11 protein-coding genes and 2 riboswitches are annotated in these 19305 nt (G+C 63.9%); of the genes, 8 read left to right on the top strand and 3 right to left on the bottom strand.

Features of this window, described 5'->3' with window-relative positions:
• Nucleotides 1-88: 88 nt before the first annotated feature.
• Nucleotides 89-2179: a UvrD-helicase domain-containing protein gene (locus tag FA94_RS20045; protein WP_035562561.1), complete on the bottom strand. Its 2091-nt coding sequence runs from the start codon at nt 2177-2179 to the stop codon at nt 89-91.
• Nucleotides 2180-2572: 393 nt separating this feature from the next.
• On the opposite strand from FA94_RS20045, the gene FA94_RS20040 reads away from it, so the two are divergent.
• The 8 genes from FA94_RS20040 to FA94_RS20005 all read left to right on the top strand — a co-directional run bounded on the left by FA94_RS20040 (nt 2573) and on the right by FA94_RS20005 (nt 13890).
• Nucleotides 2573-3622 (top strand): oxidoreductase, encoded by a 1050-nt coding sequence (locus FA94_RS20040; RefSeq protein WP_035554390.1) that lies wholly within the window; start codon nt 2573-2575, stop codon nt 3620-3622.
• Between the two features lie 194 nt (nt 3623-3816).
• Nucleotides 3817-4167, top strand: coding sequence for a hypothetical protein (locus FA94_RS20035; RefSeq protein WP_035554389.1), 351 nt, complete (start codon nt 3817-3819; stop codon nt 4165-4167).
• 145 nt (nt 4168-4312) lie between these two features.
• Nucleotides 4313-4413, top strand: a riboswitch (glycine riboswitch).
• Nucleotides 4414-4447: 34 nt separating this feature from the next.
• Nucleotides 4448-4592, top strand: a riboswitch (glycine riboswitch).
• Between the two features lie 80 nt (nt 4593-4672).
• The gene (gcvT, locus tag FA94_RS20030; RefSeq protein ID WP_035554386.1) at nt 4673-5791 is read left to right on the top strand and encodes a glycine cleavage system aminomethyltransferase GcvT; all 1119 of its coding nucleotides are present in this window, start codon (nt 4673-4675) and stop codon (nt 5789-5791) included.
• Between the two features lie 64 nt (nt 5792-5855).
• Nucleotides 5856-6236, top strand: a complete 381-nt coding sequence (gene gcvH, locus FA94_RS20025; RefSeq protein ID WP_035554384.1) for a glycine cleavage system protein GcvH — start codon at nt 5856-5858, stop codon at nt 6234-6236.
• Between the two features lie 81 nt (nt 6237-6317).
• On the top strand, nt 6318-9254 hold the full coding sequence (gcvP, locus tag FA94_RS20020; RefSeq protein WP_035554383.1) for an aminomethyl-transferring glycine dehydrogenase: 2937 nt from the start codon (nt 6318-6320) through the stop codon (nt 9252-9254).
• A 127-nt stretch (nt 9255-9381) separates the two neighbouring features.
• The gene (locus tag FA94_RS20015; protein WP_035554381.1) at nt 9382-10515 is read left to right on the top strand and encodes an alginate lyase family protein; all 1134 of its coding nucleotides are present in this window, start codon (nt 9382-9384) and stop codon (nt 10513-10515) included.
• 29 nt (nt 10516-10544) lie between these two features.
• Nucleotides 10545-11933, top strand: a complete 1389-nt coding sequence (locus FA94_RS20010) for an L-serine ammonia-lyase (protein ID WP_035554379.1) — start codon at nt 10545-10547, stop codon at nt 11931-11933.
• A gap of 232 nt (nt 11934-12165) precedes the next feature.
• Nucleotides 12166-13890 (top strand): thiamine pyrophosphate-binding protein, encoded by a 1725-nt coding sequence (locus tag FA94_RS20005; protein ID WP_035554376.1) that lies wholly within the window; start codon nt 12166-12168, stop codon nt 13888-13890.
• A 132-nt stretch (nt 13891-14022) separates the two neighbouring features.
• Here the strand turns inward: FA94_RS20005 and FA94_RS20000 are convergent, their stop codons facing one another.
• Nucleotides 14023-15171: a branched-chain amino acid ABC transporter substrate-binding protein gene (locus FA94_RS20000; protein WP_035554375.1), complete on the bottom strand. Its 1149-nt coding sequence runs from the start codon at nt 15169-15171 to the stop codon at nt 14023-14025.
• A gap of 89 nt (nt 15172-15260) precedes the next feature.
• Nucleotides 15261-19190, bottom strand: a complete 3930-nt coding sequence (putA, locus tag FA94_RS19995; RefSeq protein WP_035554372.1) for a trifunctional transcriptional regulator/proline dehydrogenase/L-glutamate gamma-semialdehyde dehydrogenase — start codon at nt 19188-19190, stop codon at nt 15261-15263.
• Nucleotides 19191-19305 lie beyond the last annotated feature (115 nt).

Genomic DNA, 19305 nt, shown 5'->3' with positions numbered 1-19305 from the left:
AACCGCCGAAGCACCTGTCGCTCGCGGGGTTTTGCGCATCACGACGCCGCGCAACACGACACGACACCACGCCGCTAGAAGCCGCAGCTCAAGGCTTCTGCAACAACGCCTTCAAACTCGCCAGCCGGTCTTTCGGCGACATCGGCGCCTCATCCGCCGTAGGCGGCGGCGCGTCATCGAGCAGCATCTCGGGAATAAAGCGCGACGGCTCGCACACCACCGTCTCTCTCGCGCGCTTGCGCTTCTTGCACCAGTTCAGATGCAGACTGCGTTGCGCACGCGTAATCGCGACGTACATCAATCGGCGCTCTTCCTCGATGCGCGCGTCGTCGATCGGCTCGTCGTCGGGGCCGCCGCGGTGCGGCATGATGCCCTCCTCGACGCCCACCAGAAACACGTGCGGATACTCCAGCCCTTTCGACGCATGCACCGTCGACAGCCGCACCGCGTCGGGATCTTCCTCGCGGCCTTCGAGCATCGACATCAGCGCGACCGTCTGAATCAGGCCGAGCAGATTCTTGCCGGTGTCGCCGAGACCGTCGGCGGTGTCGTAGCCGGTCGCCTCGCTATTCGCGGCGCCTTCCGGCTCGGCCTTGGTGCCCTTGCGCTTCAGCCATTCCATGAACTCCAGCACGTTCTGCCACTTGGACTGCGCCTGACGCTCGTCAAACGCGTCGTACAAGTAGGCCTCGTAGTGGATCGCGTCCATCAGTTCATCGAGCAACGGTCCGGCGGCGTCTTTCTCCGCGCGATCGGTGAGGCGCTGCATGAAGTCGCAGAACACGCGCATCGGTTCGATCTGGCGCGGCGACAGGCGCGCTTCGATGCCGCCCATATACACCGCTTCGAACAGCGACACCTTCGCCTGGCCCGCGAACGAGCCGAGCGCTTCGAGCGTCGTATTGCCGATGCCTCGGCGCGGCGTGGTGATCGCGCGGATGAACGCGGGGTCGTCGTTCGCGTTGGCGATCAGGCGCAGATACGCGCAGATGTCCTTGATCTCGGCCTTGTCGAAAAACGATTGACCGCCCGACAGCACATACGGAATCCGTTCCCGACGCAGCACCTGTTCAAAGATCCGCGCCTGGAAATTGCCGCGATACAGAATCGCGTAGTCGCGGAAATTCGCGCGGCGCTCGAACTTGTGCGCGGAGAGGCGAAACACCACGGACTCGGCTTCGTGCTCTTCGTCGTTGCAGGGCGTGACCGTGATCGTGTCGCCCATGCCGTGTTCGGACCACAGTTTCTTTTCGAACAGCTTCGGGTTATTCGCGATCACGTTGTTCGCGGCGGTCAGAATGCGCACCGTCGAACGATAGTTCTGCTCGAGCTTGATCAGGTGCAGCTTCGGAAAATCCTTGCTGAGCTGGCCGAGATTTTCGAGCGTCGCGCCGCGCCAGCCATAGATCGCCTGATCGTCGTCGCCCACTGCGGTGAAAGCCGCGCGCTTGCCGGCCAGCTGTTTCACCAGCTCGTACTGGCACGCGTTGGTGTCCTGATACTCGTCGATCAGCAGATAGCGCAGCTTGTTCTGCCAACGGTCGCGCACCGGCTCGTTCTTCTCGAACAGCTCGGCGGGCAGACGGATCAGATCGTCGAAATCGACCGCCTGATACGCGTGCAGCGTCGCCACGTAATTGCGGTAGACGATCGCGGCCTGATGCTCGTCCTCGTTCGCCGCGATCGCGATCGCCTGCTCCGGCATGATCATGCCGTTCTTCCACAGCGAGATGATCGACTGGATCTTGCGGATAAAGCCTTTGTCCGTGGACCCCACCTGCTCCTGGATCATGCCGAAGCAGTCGTCCGAATCCATGATCGAGAACTGCGGCTTCAGCCCGACGTGTTCCGCTTCCTGCCGCAGAATCTGCACGCCGAGCGAGTGGAAGGTGCAGACCGTCAACTGGTTGACGGGCACTTTGCGACCTTCCTTGCCGGGCGTGGTGAGCGTCTTGCCTTCGAGCAGCTTGCCCACGCGCTCGCGCATTTCCAGCGCGGCCTTGTTGGTGAACGTGACGGCGGCGATGTGGCGCGGCTCGAAGCCCTTGGCCTCGATCAGGTGCGCGATTTTCTGCGTGATCACGCGCGTCTTGCCGCTGCCGGCGCCGGCGAGCACGAGACACGGGCCGTCGAGATAACGGACCGCTTCATTCTGGGCGGGGTTCAGGCCTGCGGACATCGTGTGTGGATGGGTAATGCGGTTGAAGGCGGCGGAAGACGCGGCGGCCCGGCATTGCCGGCCGGCGGTCTGGAGGCCCAAGATCATGCTGCGCGGCGCCGGCGGCTGGAACGCGTGCCCGGCGCACTGTGCGGGTGTTCCGGCCCGCCTGGGTTCGCGCGAGAGGAGCGATGTTAACACGGATGAATATGACGGACGACGACGCTCGTCGACCTTCCGTGCCGCCACGCCGGCTGACTTCGCCAGACAGGCACGCCGGGCAATCCGGCCGCACGCCCCCGACAATCCGTGACGGCTACGCCCGCGGCCGGCCGGCCGAACATGCCACAATTACAGCGTTGCGCGCCGACGCCACGGTGGCCAGGCGGCGCGCCGTTTTGCAGGAAGACACGCATGTCCGCATCGCTGAAGATTGGATTGATGGGTTACGGTTTTGCTGGCGCCACCTTTCATGCGCCGGTGATCGACCACTGCGGGCGCGCGAGCGTCGCGGCAATCGCGACGGGCCGGCCCGAGCAGGCGCTCGCCGACTATCCGCACGCGAAAGTGGTGGCCGATCTCGACGCGTTGCTCGCGCTCGAGGAAATCGACTGCGTCGTGATCGCGACGCCCAACGACACGCACTTCGACCTCGCGCGCCGCACGCTGGAAGCCGGCAAACACGTGGTGGTCGACAAGCCGGTCACGCTCACCGCCGCCGACGCGCATACGCTCGCCAACATCGCGCTGGCCCGCGGCAAGCGCTTCGTGCCGTTCCATAACCGCCGCTGGGACGGCGATTTCATGACCGTGCGCGACCTGCTCGCCGCCGGCACCTTGGGGCGCGTCACGCAATTCGAATCGCATTTCGACCGCTTCCGGCCGGAAGTGCGGCAACGCTGGCGCGAAGAGGCGTCGCGCGGTGGCGGCCTGCTGTTCGACCTCGGACCGCATCTGATCGACCAGGCGCTTGCGTTGTTTGGCGCGCCGCAGACCGTGTCGGCAACCGTGCGCACGCATCGCGACGAAGCCAGTGCGCCGGACTACGTGCACATTCAACTCGGCTATGGCGAATTCGAAGTCGTGCTGCACGCCAGCGCGCTCACCATGCTGCTCGCGCCGCGGTTCGCGATCCACGGCACGCGCGGGAGCTACGTGAAATACGGGCTCGACACCCAGGAAGATCAGTTGAAGGCCGGCCTGCGCCCCGGTGACGAGGGCTTCGCCGCCGGTAATACAGCGGGCGTGCTGCGCGTGCTGGAAGGCGATCAGGAAGTCGAACGCGAACTGCCGACGCTTAACGGCGACTACGCCGGCTTCTACATTGCTCTCGCCGATGCGATCCAGAACGGCGTGAAATTCCCGGTCAGCGCGCAGGAAGCCGTCGACGTCATGACGATTATCGAACTGGCCGCGCGCAGTTCGGAGGAAGGCGTCCGCTTGCCGTTCGAGCGAATTCGCTAAGGGGCTTGCCGGCGTCCGGCGACGGTTTGTGTACCCAAAACTGGCTCACAAACCGTCGCCGCGCCGCCTAAACTGACAAGCCCGAAAGGAACATAACGTTACAAATAAGCGCCCCTCTCCGGTCAGCGTGAAGGCCGTCTTATCCGTTGCTACCCGGGTAGCACCAGAAAACGACAACGACTTCCGGAGAGTCCATGCCCCGTATCATTCGCGCAGTAGCAGCATGCGCTTTGCTCAGTTCGCTCGCCGCTTGCGTGGTGGCGCCCCAACCGGCGCCGGCCCCGCGCCCCAACCCGCAGCAGATCGCGTATGAGCGCCTGCATCAGGTCGACGGCCGTCTCGACAACCTGAGCCGCCGCATCGACGCTCACGTCAACCAAGGCTACTACCCGCCCCCGCAAGGCGGCGCGCTGCATCATCGCCTCGACGTGATCCGTCAGGAAGCGCACGACATGGCCGCGCAACACGGCGGCGGGCTGTCCGGCGACGAACAGCGCGTGCTGAACCAGGAACTGGACAACGCGGCACACGCCATCGGCGAATAATCGCGCCAGTTCGGGTCATGCGGTACAAAAGAAGCGCGGGCATCACGTCCCGCGCTTTTTTTTGACAGGCGCAATCACGCTGCGCCAATGCCCGCGCCGCTCGCGCGCCTTTATTTGACAAGCTCGGGGGCGTCGCGTACATTCGCCGCACGCGTCGGGAGAGCGTGCTGGCCGCTGAAAATCGCAGGCCGCGCCGCCGAAGGGGCACACCCGCAAACTCTCAGGCAAAAGGACCGACCGCGTCGAAAAACCCGCCTCACTGCAGCATCGAGGCGCCGGTTTTTCGCACTCTGGAGAGCGGCAGTAGCCATCTGCAAACGCAGATTCCGGCAGGCTGCCCACCGAAGGGGCGCGCGTTCCACCGTGGCACGTCAACGTGTTCGCGGCAACGCAATCTCTCAGGTATCGAGGACAGAGGGGCCATGCAGCGCATCGCTCGCAGCCATCAGGCCGTGAGGCGTAGCGCCGCATGGCCTTTTTTGTTTCGCGAGACGCCTGAGGCCCCATGACCGAACTCAAACACACCCCGCTCCACGCCACCCATTGCGCGCTCAAGGCCCGCATGGTCGACTTCGGCGGCTGGGACATGCCCGTCAACTACGGCTCGCAGATCGACGAACACCGCGCCGTGCGCACCGACGCCGGCATGTTCGACGTCTCGCACATGTGCGTCGTCGATTTCACCGGCGAGCGCGTGCGCGCCTTCTTCGACTACGCGCTGGCCAATAACGTCGGCAAGCTGCAAACCCCGGGCCGTGCGCTCTACTCCTGTCTGCTGAACCCGAACGGCGGCGTGATCGACGATCTGATCGTCTATTACTTCGGCGAAGATCACTTCCGCGTGGTCGTGAACGCCGGCACCGCCGACAAAGACATCGCCTGGTTCGGCCAGCTCAACGCCGAAGGCAGCTTTGGCCTGACCATCACGCCGCGTCGCGATTACGCGATCGTCGCCGTGCAAGGCCCGAACGCACGCGACAAGGTCTGGCAAACCGTGCCGGCTGCGCGCGCCGCGACTGAAGCCTTGAAGCCGTTCAACGCCGCCCGTATCGACGGTACGCCGTTCGGCGAACTCACCGTGGCCCGCACCGGCTACACCGGCGAAGACGGCTTCGAAATCATCGTGCCGGCGGAACACGTCGCCGCCCTGTGGGACGCGCTGCAGGCGCAAGGCGTCCGCCCGGCCGGCCTCGGCGCGCGCGACACGCTGCGCCTCGAAGCCGGCATGAACCTGTACGGCCAGGATATGGACGACAACGTCTCGCCGCTCGACGCCGGTCTCGCGTGGACCGTCGACCTCACGTCGCCGCGCGCCTTTGTCGGCAAGGACAAGCTGGAAGCGAACGGTTCGCAGGCCGCGTTCGTCGGCCTGATCCTGCTGAAAGACAACGGCAAGGCTGCAGGCGTGCTGCGTGCTCATCAGAAAGTCGTCACGTCGCACGGCGAAGGCGAAATCACCAGCGGCACGTTTTCCCCGACCATGCAGGAATCGATCGCCTTTGCGCGCGTGCCGAAAGGCGTGCAGCCGGGCGACACCGTTCACGTTCAGATTCGTGACAAAAACGTTCCCGCAAGCGTGGTAAAACTGCCGTTCGTGCGCAACGGCAAAGTGCTCGCGGTTTAAGCAGGCCGGCGCGTACGCCTCCCCCTTTATTGAACACCATCCGAACACCGCATAGGAGCATCCGATGAGCATCCCGGCCGATCTGAAATATACCGAATCGCACGAATGGGTCCGCACTGAAGCGGACGGCACGCTGACGGTCGGCATTACCGACCATGCGCAGGAAGCGCTCGGCGATATCGTCTTCTTCGAAGTCCAGGAACTCGGCAAGAACGTCGAAGCCGGCGACACCGTCGCCGTGATCGAATCGGTGAAAGCCGCTTCCGACATCTACGCGCCGGTCTCGGGCGAAATCATCGAAGCGAACACCGCCGTCGCCGACACGCCCGATTCGGTTAACACCACGCCGTACGACAGCTGGCTCTTCAAGATCAAGCCGTCCGACGACGCCACGCACGATCGTCTGATCGATGCCGACGCGTACGCCAAGGCCATCGGCGCCTGATTCACCTTTACGTTTAACCCGTCAGGTGCGGCCCGTCACTTTCGAGACTTCGAAAAGACAGCCGCACCGCCAGGAACACCCATGAAGCTCGAACACCCGGATCGTCTGATGAACCGCACTCCTCTCTCGCTCGCCGCGCTCGAAGTGCATGACGCCTTCGCCGAACGGCACATCGGCCCGGATACGGCCGACCAGCACGCCATGCTCGAAGCCCTCGGCTTCGCGTCGCGCGCCGCGCTGATCGACGCCGTCATTCCGAAGACGATCCGCCGCACCGAACCGCTGCCGCTCGGCCCCTTCGCGCAACCGAAGAGCGAAGCCGAAGCGCTCGCCGCGCTGCGTGAACTCGCGGACAAGAACCAGGTGTTCCGCTCGTATATCGGGCAGGGCTATTACAACGCGCACACCCCGACGGTGATCCTGCGCAACGTGCTGGAAAATCCGGCGTGGTACACCGCGTACACGCCGTATCAGCCGGAAATCTCGCAAGGCCGTCTCGAAGCGCTGCTGAACTTCCAGCAGATGATCGTCGACCTGACCGGTCTGGCAATCTCGAACGCGTCGCTGCTCGACGAAGCCACCGCCGCCGCCGAAGCGATGACGCTGCTGCAACGCGTGGGCAAGTCGAAGTCGACTGTGTTCTTCGTCGCCGACGACGTGCTGCCGCAAACCATCGAAGTGGTGAAGACGCGCGCCACGCCAGTTGGCATTGAAGTGAAAGTGGGCCCGGCTTCTGAAGCCGCCAGCGCGAATGCGTTCGGCGTGCTGCTGCAATACCCCGGTGTGAACGGCGACGTGCGCGACTACCGCGCGCTCACCGAAGCGATCCACGCCGCGGGCGGTCATGTGGTGGTCGCCGCCGACCTGCTCGCGCTGACCGTGCTCACGCCGCCGGGCGAATGGGGCGCGGACGTGGCCGTCGGCAACACGCAGCGTTTCGGCGTACCGGTCGGTTTCGGCGGTCCGCATGCGGCTTACCTCGCGGTGCGTGACGAATTCAAGCGTCAAATGCCGGGCCGTCTCGTCGGCGTGACCGTCGACGCGCAAGGCAATCCCGCGCTGCGCCTCGCGCTGCAAACGCGCGAACAACATATTCGCCGCGAGAAGGCGACCTCGAACGTGTGTACCGCGCAAGCGCTGCTCGCGATCATGGCCAGCATGTACGCGGTGTATCACGGCCCGCACGGTCTGAAGACCATCGCGCTGCGCGTGAACCGTATCGCCGCGCTGCTCGCCGAAGGCGCGCAGCAACTCGGCTACACGCTCGCCAACGAAAACTTCTTCGACACGCTCACGTTCAACAGCGGCGCGCGCACGCAAGCACTGCACGACGCGGCGAACGCGAGGCGCATTAACCTGCGCCGCGTGAGCGCCACGCAAGTGGGCCTGTCGATCGACGAAACCACGTCGCGTCGCGATCTTGCCGATCTGCTCGCGGTGTTCGCCGAAGCCGCGGGTTCGAAAGATGTACCGCAAATCGACGCGCTCGACGAAAAACTCGCGGCCTCGAACACCGCATCGGTGCCGGCCGCGCTCGAACGCACCAGCGCGTATCTCACGCACCACGTGTTCAACCGTCATCACTCTGAAACGGAAATGCTGCGCTATCTGCGTAGCCTGTCCGACAAGGACCTCGCGCTCGACCGCTCGATGATCCCGCTCGGCTCGTGCACGATGAAGCTGAACGCGACCTCGGAAATGCTGCCGGTCACGTGGCCTGAATTCGGCCAGATCCATCCGTTCGCACCGGCTGAGCAAACCGTCGGCTACCGCGAAATGATCGATCAGCTCGAAGCAATGCTGGTCGCGGCAACGGGTTATGCGGCAATCTCGCTGCAACCGAACGCCGGCTCGCAAGGCGAGTACGCGGGTCTGCTGATCATCCACGCGTATCACGCGTCGCGCGGCGAAGCGCATCGCAACGTCTGCCTGATTCCCGCTTCGGCGCACGGCACGAACCCGGCATCGGCGCAAATGGCCGGCATGCAGGTGGTCGTGGTGGCGTGCGACGCGCAAGGCAACGTCGATATCGACGACCTGAAGAAGAAGGCCGATCAACACGCCGACAAGCTCGCGGCGATCATGATCACGTATCCGTCCACGCACGGCGTGTTCGAGCAGAATGTTCGCGAAATCTGCGAGATCGTGCATGCGCACGGCGGCCAGGTGTACGTGGACGGCGCGAACATGAATGCCATGGTCGGTCTGACCGCGCCGGGCCAGTTCGGCGGCGACGTCTCGCACCTGAACCTGCACAAGACCTTCTGCATTCCGCACGGCGGCGGCGGACCGGGCGTCGGTCCGGTCGCGGTCGGCGCGCATCTCGCGCAGTTCCTGCCGAACCAGATCTCGTCGGGCTATGAGCGCGCGCCGAACGGTATCGGCGCGGTGTCGGGGGCACCGTTCGGTTCCGCCTCGATTCTGCCGATCTCGTGGATGTACATCGCGATGATGGGCGCGAAGAACCTCACCGCCGCGACTGAAACCGCCATCCTCAACGCGAACTACGTCGCGAACAAACTGGCGCCGCATTATCCGGTGCTGTATTCGGGCCCGGGCGGACTGGTCGCGCACGAATGCATTCTCGATCTGCGTCCGTTGAAGGAAACCAGCGGCATCAGCGTCGACGACGTCGCCAAGCGTCTCGCCGACTACGGTTTCCACGCACCGACCATGAGCTTCCCGGTGCCGGGCACGCTGATGGTCGAGCCGACCGAATCGGAATCGAAGGAAGAACTCGACCGTTTCATCGAAGCGATGATTGCGATCCGCGACGAAATCCGCGCCGTCGAAGAAGGCCGCTCGGACCGCGAGGACAATCCGCTGAAGCACGCGCCGCACACTGCTGCGGTCGTGATTGCCGACGACTGGAAGCACGCGTATGCGCGCGAAACCGCCGCGTATCCGCTGCCCACGTTGATCACGAAGAAGTACTGGCCGCCGGTTGGCCGTGCGGACAACGTGTACGGCGACCGCAATCTGTTCTGCTCCTGCGTGCCGATCGCCGACTACGAGTAAGCGTGGCCGCTGCCGCGCACCGCCTGTGGTTATCAGCAGGCGGTGCGCGGTTCGGTCCGCATTTCTGTCGCGAGTGGCCGCAAACGGCTAACATCACACACCGAATCAGCCTAACGAGGAGTTTCGCATGGCGCGAAAGGTGCGATCGATGCATAGCCGGACCGGTATCAGGCAAGCCCAGAAGACGTGGCAGCAGGCTTGCGCGTTCACGCTGGCGAGCGCGGCGTTGCTGCTGCCGTTGCGGCAAGCGCAGGCAGCGATGAATTTTTGCGCGGCGCCCGCGCTGCAAACCAGCGAACGCACGAACGCCGATCCCGGTGTGAAAGCACTCGTCAGCAACGTGCAGGCGCATCTGAACGATGCGCCGCACGCGCTCGAGAAACTGCACACCGAGGGCACGCTGCCGCACGAGGGCATCCACGATCAGAGCGTCGAAGCGGAGAAAGATCTCGATCTGCTGCGCGACGCCGCGCTCGCCTGGCGCGCAACTAGCGACGACCGTTATCTGAAGCTCGTCGACCGTTTGCTGTTCGCGTGGGTGACCACGTATCAGCCGAGTTTCAATCCGATCGACGAAACGCATTTCGAAGGCCTGATCCTCGCGTACGACATGACCGCCAGTGCGTTGCCCGTGAAAACGCGCAATGCGTCGATGGCGTTCCTGACGAAACTCGCGAACGGTTACATCGGTCAGATCGACGCGCAGCCGCGACCGCTCAAAGGCACCTTCCGCAACAATTGGCAGAGCCACCGCATCAAGCTGATCGCGATGGCCGCGTTCACGCTCGACAACCGCAGGATGATCAACGCGGCGCAACGGTTGTTCGACGAGCATATCGGCGACAACATCGCGCCGGACGGCTCGACGATCGACTTCAACGAACGTGACGCGCTGCATTACGTGACCTACGACTTGCAGCCGCTCGTCACGGCCGCGCTGTCGGCGCGCCGCCACAACCGCAACTGGTTGCCGGAGAAGGGCTCGAACGGCGCGTCGCTGCAGGCCGCGCTCAACTGGCTCACGCCGTACGCGACCGGCAGCAAGACGCATGAAGAATTCGTGCATTCGAGCGTTCCGTTCGATGCCAAACGTCGCGAGGCCGGTTTGCCCGGCTATTCGGGTCAATGGGACCCGAAGAACGCGACGGAACTGTTTCACCTGGCGGCGCGTCTCGACGGACGCTATACGCCGATCGCGCTACAGCTCGCACCGACGCCGCCCGCGTGGCTCGCCGTGTGTTTGCCGCTGCCGGCGCGATAAACCCACACTCATTAAGCATGGAGCAGTAAATGGCAGTCAGCGTGTTCGATCTCTTCAAAATCGGCATTGGTCCGTCCAGTTCGCATACGGTCGGGCCGATGCGCGCGGCGCTGATGTTCGCTCAAGGGCTTGAACGCGACGGGCTGCTCGACAACACCGCGTCGGTGAAGGTGGATCTGTACGGTTCGCTCGGCGCCACCGGCAAGGGCCACGGCACGGACCGCGGCGTCATGCTCGGCCTGATGGGCGACGCGCCCGACACCGTCGACCCGGACACGATCGCGCAGCGGCTCGAAGCTGTGCGGGTCACGCGCAAGCTCGCGCTGCTCGGCACGCACGAGGTGCCGTTCGTGCTGAAAGAGCAGATTTCGTTTTATCGCCAGGCGCTACCCGAGCATCCGAACGGCCTGAAGCTGCGCGCGCTCGACGCGCAAGGCGAGACGCTGCGCGAGTCGACTTATCTGTCGGTAGGCGGCGGTTTCGTGGTGACGGCCGGCGCACCGAACACGAAGGTGCTGAGCGCCGTCGATCAACTGCCGCACTCGTTTCGCAGCGGCAATGAACTGCTCGCGCTGTGCGAATCGACCGGCAAAAGCATTGCTCAGTTGATGTGGGAAAACGAGCGTGTCTGGCATACGGAAGAAGAAACGCGCACAGGCCTGATGAAGATCTGGGACGTGATGCAGTCGTGCGTGTCGCGTGGTTGCGGCATCAACAATCCAGATGCCGAAGGCAACCTGCCGGGACCGTTCCAGGTGAAGCGCCGTGCGCCGCAGTTGTATCGCGCGTTGTCGGGCAATCCGGAACTCGCGCTGCGCGATCCGTTGTCGATGGTCGACTGGATCAATCTCTACGCGATCGCCGTCAACGAAGAAAACGCCGCGGGCGGCCGGGTGGTCACCGCGCCGACCAACGGCGCGGCCGGCATCATCCCGGCGGTGCTGCATTACTACGTGCGTTTCATGCCGGGTTCGAACCAGCAAGGCGTGATCGATTTCCTGCTGACGGCCGCGGCGATCGGCATTCTGTACAAGCTGAATGCGTCGATTTCGGGTGCGGAAGTGGGTTGTCAGGGCGAAGTAGGCGTCGCGTGTTCGATGGCGGCGGGTGCGCTCGCCGCGGTCATGGGCGGCACGCCGAGGCAAGTCGAGAACGCGGCCGAGATCGGCATGGAGCACAACCTCGGGCTCACGTGCGATCCGGTCGGCGGCATGGTGCAGATTCCGTGTATCGAGCGCAATGCGATGGGTTCGGTCAAGGCGGTCAACGCCGCGCGCATGGCGCTGCGCGGAGACGGCACGCATTACGTGTCGCTGGACTCCGTCATCAAGACGATGATGCAGACCGGCGCGGATATGAAGACCAAGTACAAGGAAACCTCGCGCGGCGGCTTGGCGGTGAATATCGTCGAATGTTGAGCGCTGTGTTGTACGGTGAATGACGATGAACGCGGGCTACGGTCCGCGTTTTTTTATGGGCGCGCGGTTGCATGGCTCGGCGATGACGCTTCGCCGTATGTGCGCCCATTGCGCTGCGCCATGACAGTGCATGCGCTGTCGGCGTAAGCTGTCGAAGCGCCGATCGGCCCCCCTCTTCGCCGATGCGGCAATCTCAGATCGCACTCATGTACTGCCTGGAGGCTTCATCGCAATGTCGCTGCCGAATGCTCCCGTTTCAGGTTCCGTCGCCGCTCAAACCACTGGCGCGCGTCTCGTTGTCGATGCCTTGCTCACGCACGGTGTCGAACGTGTTTTCTGTGTACCCGGCGAGAGTTTTCTCGCTGTGCTGGATTCGCTGCACGATGAGACGGAACGCATCCAGACCGTCGTTTGCCGTCACGAAGCCGCCGCCGCGAATATGGCCGAAGCCGTCGGCAAATTGACCGGCCGCCCGGGCATCGCGATCGTCACGCGCGGGCCGGGCGCCACGCATGCATCGATCGGTGTGCACACCGCATTTCAGGACTCCACGCCGATGATTTTGCTGATCGGCCAATGCGCGCGCGAGCATCTGGATCGCGAGGCGTTCCAGGAGATCGACTATCGGCGCATGTTCGGTCAGATGGCGAAGTGGGTCGCGCAGATCGACGATCCGAAGCGCATTCCCGAATATCTGAGTCATGCGTTTCACACCGCGACGTCGGGACGGCCTGGGCCGGTGGTGTTGTCCTTGCCGGAAGATGTGCTGAGCGAGGCGTGCGATGTCGTGGCCGGCGCGCCGGCTTATCGGCGCGTGGCGGCGTCGCCGTCGGTCGCGCAGATCGACACATTGCGGCAACTGCTGGAAGGCGCGCAACGGCCCATGGTGATCGCGGGCGGCAGCGGCTGGACGCCGGAGGCCTGCGCGGATTTCCGGCGCTTCGTCGAGAACTGGCAGTTGCCGGTCGGGCTCGCGTTCCGCTTTCAGGACACGCTCGACAACGAGCATCCGAACTATGCGGGCGATGTCGGCCTCGGCATCAATCCGGCGCTCGCAAAGCGTATCCACGACGCGGATCTGCTACTTGCGATCGGACCACGTCTGGGCGAGGCCACGACGAATGGCTACACGTTGCTGGACATTCCGAAGACGAAGCAGACGCTCGTTCACGTCCATCAAGGCGCGGAGGAATTGGGACGCGTGTATGCCGCGGATCTGCCGATCGTCTCCGGTATGCCCGAGTTGGCGGCGATGCTGGCGGCAATGAAACCCGCCTCTAACGACGCGCTCGCCTGGCGAGGCGCGGCGGACGAAGCGCACCGCGCGTATCTCGACTGGCGCAAGCCGCGCCAGATTCCGGGCGATGTGCAGATGGGCGAAGTGATCCAGCAGTTGCGCGCGCATCTACCGGACGACGCGATTCTCACGAACGGCGCGGGCAATTACGCGACGTGGCTGCATCGGCATTTTTCGTATCGGCACTATCGCTCGCAGCTCGCGCCGACGAGCGGCGCGATGGGCTACGGTGTGCCGGCGGCGATCGCGGCGAAGTCGCTTTACCCGCAGCGCGCCGTGGTTGCGTTAGCCGGTGACGGCTGCTTCATGATGTCGGCGCAAGAACTCGCGACGGCGATGCAGTACGACCTGCATGTGCTTTTTATCGTCGTGAACAATGGCCACTTCGGCACGATCCGCATGCATCAGGAGCGGCATTATCCTGGGCGCGTGCATGGCACGGGATTGACCAATCCGGACTTCGCGGCGTTCGCGCGATCGTTCGGCGCGCACGGTGAAACCGTGGAGCGCACGGAAGATTTTCTGCCGGCCTTGCAACGCGCGATGGAAGCGAAGCGCGCGGCGGTGATCGAGATCCGCATGCCGCAGGAAGCGAGTACGCCGGGGGCGACGTTGGAGCAGATTCGCGAGCAGGGGAGGAAGTTGCGCGGGGAAGCGTAGCGCGGATTTGGCACGCGACGCATGCAGCGAAGCTACCCATAAAAAGCCCTGCGATTCAGAGAATCGCAGGGCTTTTTCGCATCAAGCATCACGTCAAATCACGACGTGACGCGCACATGCTCGAACGGAAACTTACTTCCCGCCCACGCTTTGCAGCGTCGTCCACTTACCATCTACCACCTTGTACAGCGTGATGCCGCCGTTCTTCAGGTCGCCCTTGCCGTCGTAAGCCAGGTTCGACGACGTCACTGCCGGCATCGAAGTCTTCGCGAGCAGCGGCAGGTACTTCGCCGGATCGGTCGAGTTCGCCTTCTTCATTGCGTCGAACATCGCCATTGCGCCGTCATAAGCGTACGGCGAGTACGTTTGCACGTCCTCGTTGAAACGCTTCTTGTACTTCGCAACGTAGTCCTTGCCGCCCGGCATCTGTTCCAGCGGCAGGCCGGCGAGCGATGCCACCGTGCCGTTCGCTGCGTCACCCGCGATCTGGATGAACGTCGGCGTGTGGACCATTTCGCCGCCCATCAGCGGCGCCTTGATGCCCAGTGCCTTCATCTGCTTGACCATCGGCGCTGCTTGCGAATCCGCGCCGCCGTAATAGATCAGATCCGGCTGGACCGACTTCAGCTTCGTCAGGATCGACTTGAAGTCGACAGCCTTGTCGTTCGTGTATTCACGATCGACAACCTGGCCGCCCGCAGCCTTCGCTGCCTTCTCGAACTGATCCGCCAGACCCTGGCCGTAAGCCGTGCGGTCGTCGACGATCACGATTTTCTTCATGCCCAGCGTCTTGACCGCGAACGTGCCGGCGACCGAACCTTGCTGCGTGTCGGACGTCATCATGCGGAACGTGGTCTTGAAGCCTTGCTGCGTGTATTCCGGCGCCGTTGCCATGGCGATTTCGGGGATGCCCGCGTTCGCGTAAATGCGCGACGCCGGAATCGTGGTGCCCGAATTGAAGTGGCCCAGCATGCCCTTGATACCGTCATCCACCAGCTTCTGCGCGACGGTCGTGCCGGTGCGCGGGTCAGCCTGGTCGTCGGCCGAATCCAGCACGAAACGAACCTGCTTGCCGCCGATCATCGGCTTGCTCGCGTTCATGTCTTCCACGGCCAGCACGATACCGTTCTGAAAGTCCTTGCCGTAGTGCGCCTGCGCACCCGTCATCGGGCCGGCGAAACCGACCTTCACGTCTTCCGTCGATTGAGCGTTAGCCGTCCCCGCCAGCGACATCGCCGCAACCAATGCGGCGCCTGCCAGCTGTTTCATCTTGTATTGCATAGCTTCTCCTTGGTACCAGGTGTGGATGGAGCGGTTTCGGGGTCGCCGTACCGCTTCCGTTTTGTTGAAAAGATCGGAAAGAGGGTCGCTCAACCAATCGTCATCAAATTCGCATTACCGCCGGCTGCCGCGGTATTCACGCTGACCGAGCGTTCCGTCAGCAGACGCTCCAGCGCGTAGTCTTCGTCGCCGCTTTCCAGCGCGCGCGCCGCGACACCTTGCACCGACACGATCGGCCCGGTGCGCTTCGCCACTTCCTTAACCAGCGCGAGCAATTCGTCGCTATCGCCTTCGAACAGCACGGCGTCGAAGGGTGTGTCGGCACTCTTCTTCACGCTCGCATGCGACTTCAGCGAGGCGGGCAGTTGCGACACCAATTGTTCGCCAGCCGCGCCTTCGAACAACGCACGATTTCCCGTAGCCAGCGCCGCGGCGAACTGCACGCGCGCGCCGCTCGCCGTCGACGCGACACACAGCACGGTGCCGCGTGCGCCCAGCGTGTAGGTATTGCGCTCGCCGGTGGGCCCCGACAATACCGCCGTCGCGCCGGCCGGTACATGCGACAGATAGCCGTCGCAACGTGCGGCCAATTGCGGCTGACGTTCGGCGATCAGCCAGTCACGCAACGCGGTCAGCGCGGCGGACGGATTGTCGCTGTTTTCACCGCCTTGCGGTACGTCGGCGATCAACGACTGCGCCAGCGACTTCGGCAAACCGGCCGGACGCGTGGCCAGCAGACGCTGCAAATACAACGCGCCGCCCGCTTTCGGACCCGTGCCCGACAAACCTTCGCCGCCGAACGGCTGCACACCCACCACCGCGCCGATCACGTTGCGGTTCACATAAATATTGCCGACGTGCGCGCGGCTGATCACGTGAGCGATCGTTTCGTCGATTCGCGTGTGAATGCCGAGCGTCAGGCCGTAACCCGTCGTGCGGATCTGTTCGAGCAACTTGTCCAGCTGGCTGCGGCGATAACGCACCACGTGCAGCACCGGGCCGAACACTTCACGCTTCAGTTCGTCGATGCTGTCGAGTTCGATCAGCGTCGGCGGTACGAAGGTGCCTTGGGCGCAGCCGTCCGGCATCGGCAGTTGTTCGATCTTGCGACCTTTCTCGCGCATCGCCGCGACGTGCGCGTCGATACCGCGCTTCGCGTCGAGGTCGATCACGGGGCCGACGTCGATCGACAAACGGTCCGGATTGCCCACCGCCAGTTCGCGCATCGCGCCGGTCAGCATTTCGAGCGTACGGTCCGCGATATCGTCCTGCAAACAAAGAACGCGCAACGCGGAACACCGTTGACCAGCCGAATCGAACGACGACTGCAGCACGTCCGCCACGACCTGTTCGGCGAGCGCCGACGAGTCGACGATCATCGCGTTCTGGCCGCCCGTTTCGGCGATCAGCGGAATCGGCTTGCCGTCCGGATCGAGGCGATTCGACAGCGTCTTGTTGATCAGGCGCGCGACTTCGGTCGAACCGGTGAACATCACCGCGCGGGTGCGCGGATCGGCCACCAACGCGGCGCCGACCGTTTCGCCATTGCCCGGCAGCAATTGCACCGCGCCAGCCGGTACGCCGGCTTCGCGCAGAATGCGCACGGCTTGCGCGGCGATCAGCGGCGTCTGTTCAGCCGGCTTGGCGAGCACAGTGTTGCCGGCGGCCAGCGCCGCGGCCACCTGGCCCATGAAAATCGCCAGCGGGAAATTCCACGGGCTGATACAGACCACCGGTCCGAGCGGACGATGCGTGTCGTTCGAAAACTCGTTGCGAATCTGCGTCGAGTAGTAACGCAGGAAGTCGATCGCTTCGCGGATTTCCGCGACCGCGTTCGCCAGCGACTTACCGGCTTCGCGAACCACCAGACCCATCAGCGTATGCATCTGCGCTTCGAGCAGATCGGCGGCGCGAGCGAGGCAATCGGCGCGCGCATCGACCGGCGTGGCTTGCCAGATCGGCGCGGCGGCCACTGCGTGCGCCAATGCGGCACTCACGTGCTCCGGCGTCGATTCGACGACGGTGCCGACGAGGTCGCGCTGATCGGCGGGATTGCGCACGTCGCGTGCGGTGCCCACGGCGATCTCGTTGTCTTCGAGCATCGGCGTGGCGCGCCACGGATGATGCGCGCTCGCCAGCAACGCCGACGACAGCGAAGCCAGCCGGTGTTCGTTCGACAGATCGAGGCCCATCGAATTGAGACGCTCCGCGCCGAACAGATTGCGCGGCAGCGGAATCTTCGCGTGCGGCGCGCCGAGCGGCGTGATCTTCGACGCTTCGTCGGACGGATCGGCAATCAGGTCTTTGATGGCGACGTTTTCGTCGGCGATACGATTCACGAACGACGTGTTCGCGCCGTTCTCCAGCAGACGGCGCACGAGGTACGCGAGCAGCGTTTCATGCGTGCCGACCGGCGCGTACACGCGGCACGGACGGTTCAGTTTGTCGCGGCCGGTCACTTCCTCGTACAGCGGTTCGCCCATGCCGTGCAGGCACTGGAACTCATACTGGCCGGGATAGTAGTTGTTGCCCGCGAGGTGATAGATCGCCGACAACGTGTGCGCGTTGTGCGTGGCGAACTGCGGATACACCGCGTCCGGCGCGCCGAGCAGCTTCTTCGCGCAGGCGAGGTACGACACGTCCGTGTAGATCTTGCGCGTGTAGACCGGATAGCCTTCAAGGCCGTCCACTTGCGCACGCTTGATTTCGGTGTCCCAGTACGCGCCCTTCACGAGGCGCACCATCACGCGATGACGGCTGCGGCGCGCCAGATCGATCACGTAATCGATCACGAACGGGCAGCGCTTCTGATATGCCTGGATCACGAAACCAATGCCGTTCCAGCCCGCCAGTTCCGGATCGAAGCACAGCGCTTCGAGCAGATCCAGCGAGATTTCGAGGCGGTCGGCTTCTTCGGCGTCGATGTTCAAACCGATGTCGTAACGGCGCGCGAGGATCGCGAGCGAGCGCACGCGCGGCAGCAGTTCGCTCATCGTGCGTTCCTGCTGCGAACGCGAATAGCGTGCGTGCAGCGCGGAGAGCTTGATCGAGATACCCGGGCCTTCGTAGATGCCACGGCCGCCGGCAGCCTTGCCGATCGCGTGGATCGCCTGCTCGTACGACGCGTAGTAGCGCTGCGCGTCGGCTTCGGTGGTCGCCGCTTCGCCGAGCATGTCGTACGAGTAGCGGAAACCGCGCGCTTCGTACTTGCGGCTGTTGGCCAGCGCTTCGGAGATGTTCTCGCCCGTGACGAACTGCTCGCCCATCAGGCGCATCGCCATGTCCACGCCCTTGCGGATCAGCGGTTCGCCGCCCTTGCCGATCAAACGCGTGAGCGCCGACGAAAGACTCGTTTCGCTATTGGTCGTCACCAGCTTGCCGGTGATCATCAAACCCCACGTCGCGGCGTTGACGAACAGCGACGGCGCCTGGCCGACGTGCGACTTCCAGTCGCCCTTGCTGATCTTGTCGCGAATCAGCGCGTCGCGGGTTGCGCGGTCGGGAATGCGCAGCAGCGCTTCGGCGAGGCACATCAGCGCCACACCTTCCTGGCTCGACAGCGAGAACTCGTGGATCAGCCCTTCGACGCCACCGCCCTTGCTCTTCGTGCGCAGCGTCTCGACCAGCTTGTGAGCCATGGCTTGCACGTCGCCGGCGAGGTTGGCCGGCAAGCGCGCCTGACCCAGCAGGAACGGCACGCACTCCGGCTCCGGACGGCGGTAAGCCGCCGTGATCGCCGCGCGCAGCACCGACTGCGGTTGCACGTTTTGCGCGAAGTCGAGGAACGGATGCGAGGCACCGTCTTCTTCCTGTTCGACTGCAGCGCCATCGGCCAGATCGGCGGAACCCATCACCCCGGACAACTCGGGCGGCAATTGGCCGTGCTCGATCTTTTCGAGGTAAGCGAAGATCGCCTGCTTGATGAGCCAATGCGGAGTGCGTTCGAGGCGAGTGGCGGCATCTTTCAGCCGGGAACGCAGGAGGTCGTCGACCTTGACGCCAAGGGTGGTGCTAGCCATGTTTCCTTCTTCGGATACCAGGCGAATGCCCGGCGAAAGACTAAAAGTTGGCGAATCGTACGCCTCTCAATAAAAAGGTGCAACCATACCGGGTATATGGTTGCACCTTCTTTAA

Source organism: Burkholderia sp. 9120, from assembly GCF_000745015.1.
In the GTDB taxonomy this organism is placed as follows: Bacteria; Pseudomonadota; Gammaproteobacteria; order Burkholderiales; family Burkholderiaceae; genus Paraburkholderia.
Note: the sequence above shows the minus strand (reverse complement) of the source record. Positions and strands in the feature narration are given on the sequence as shown.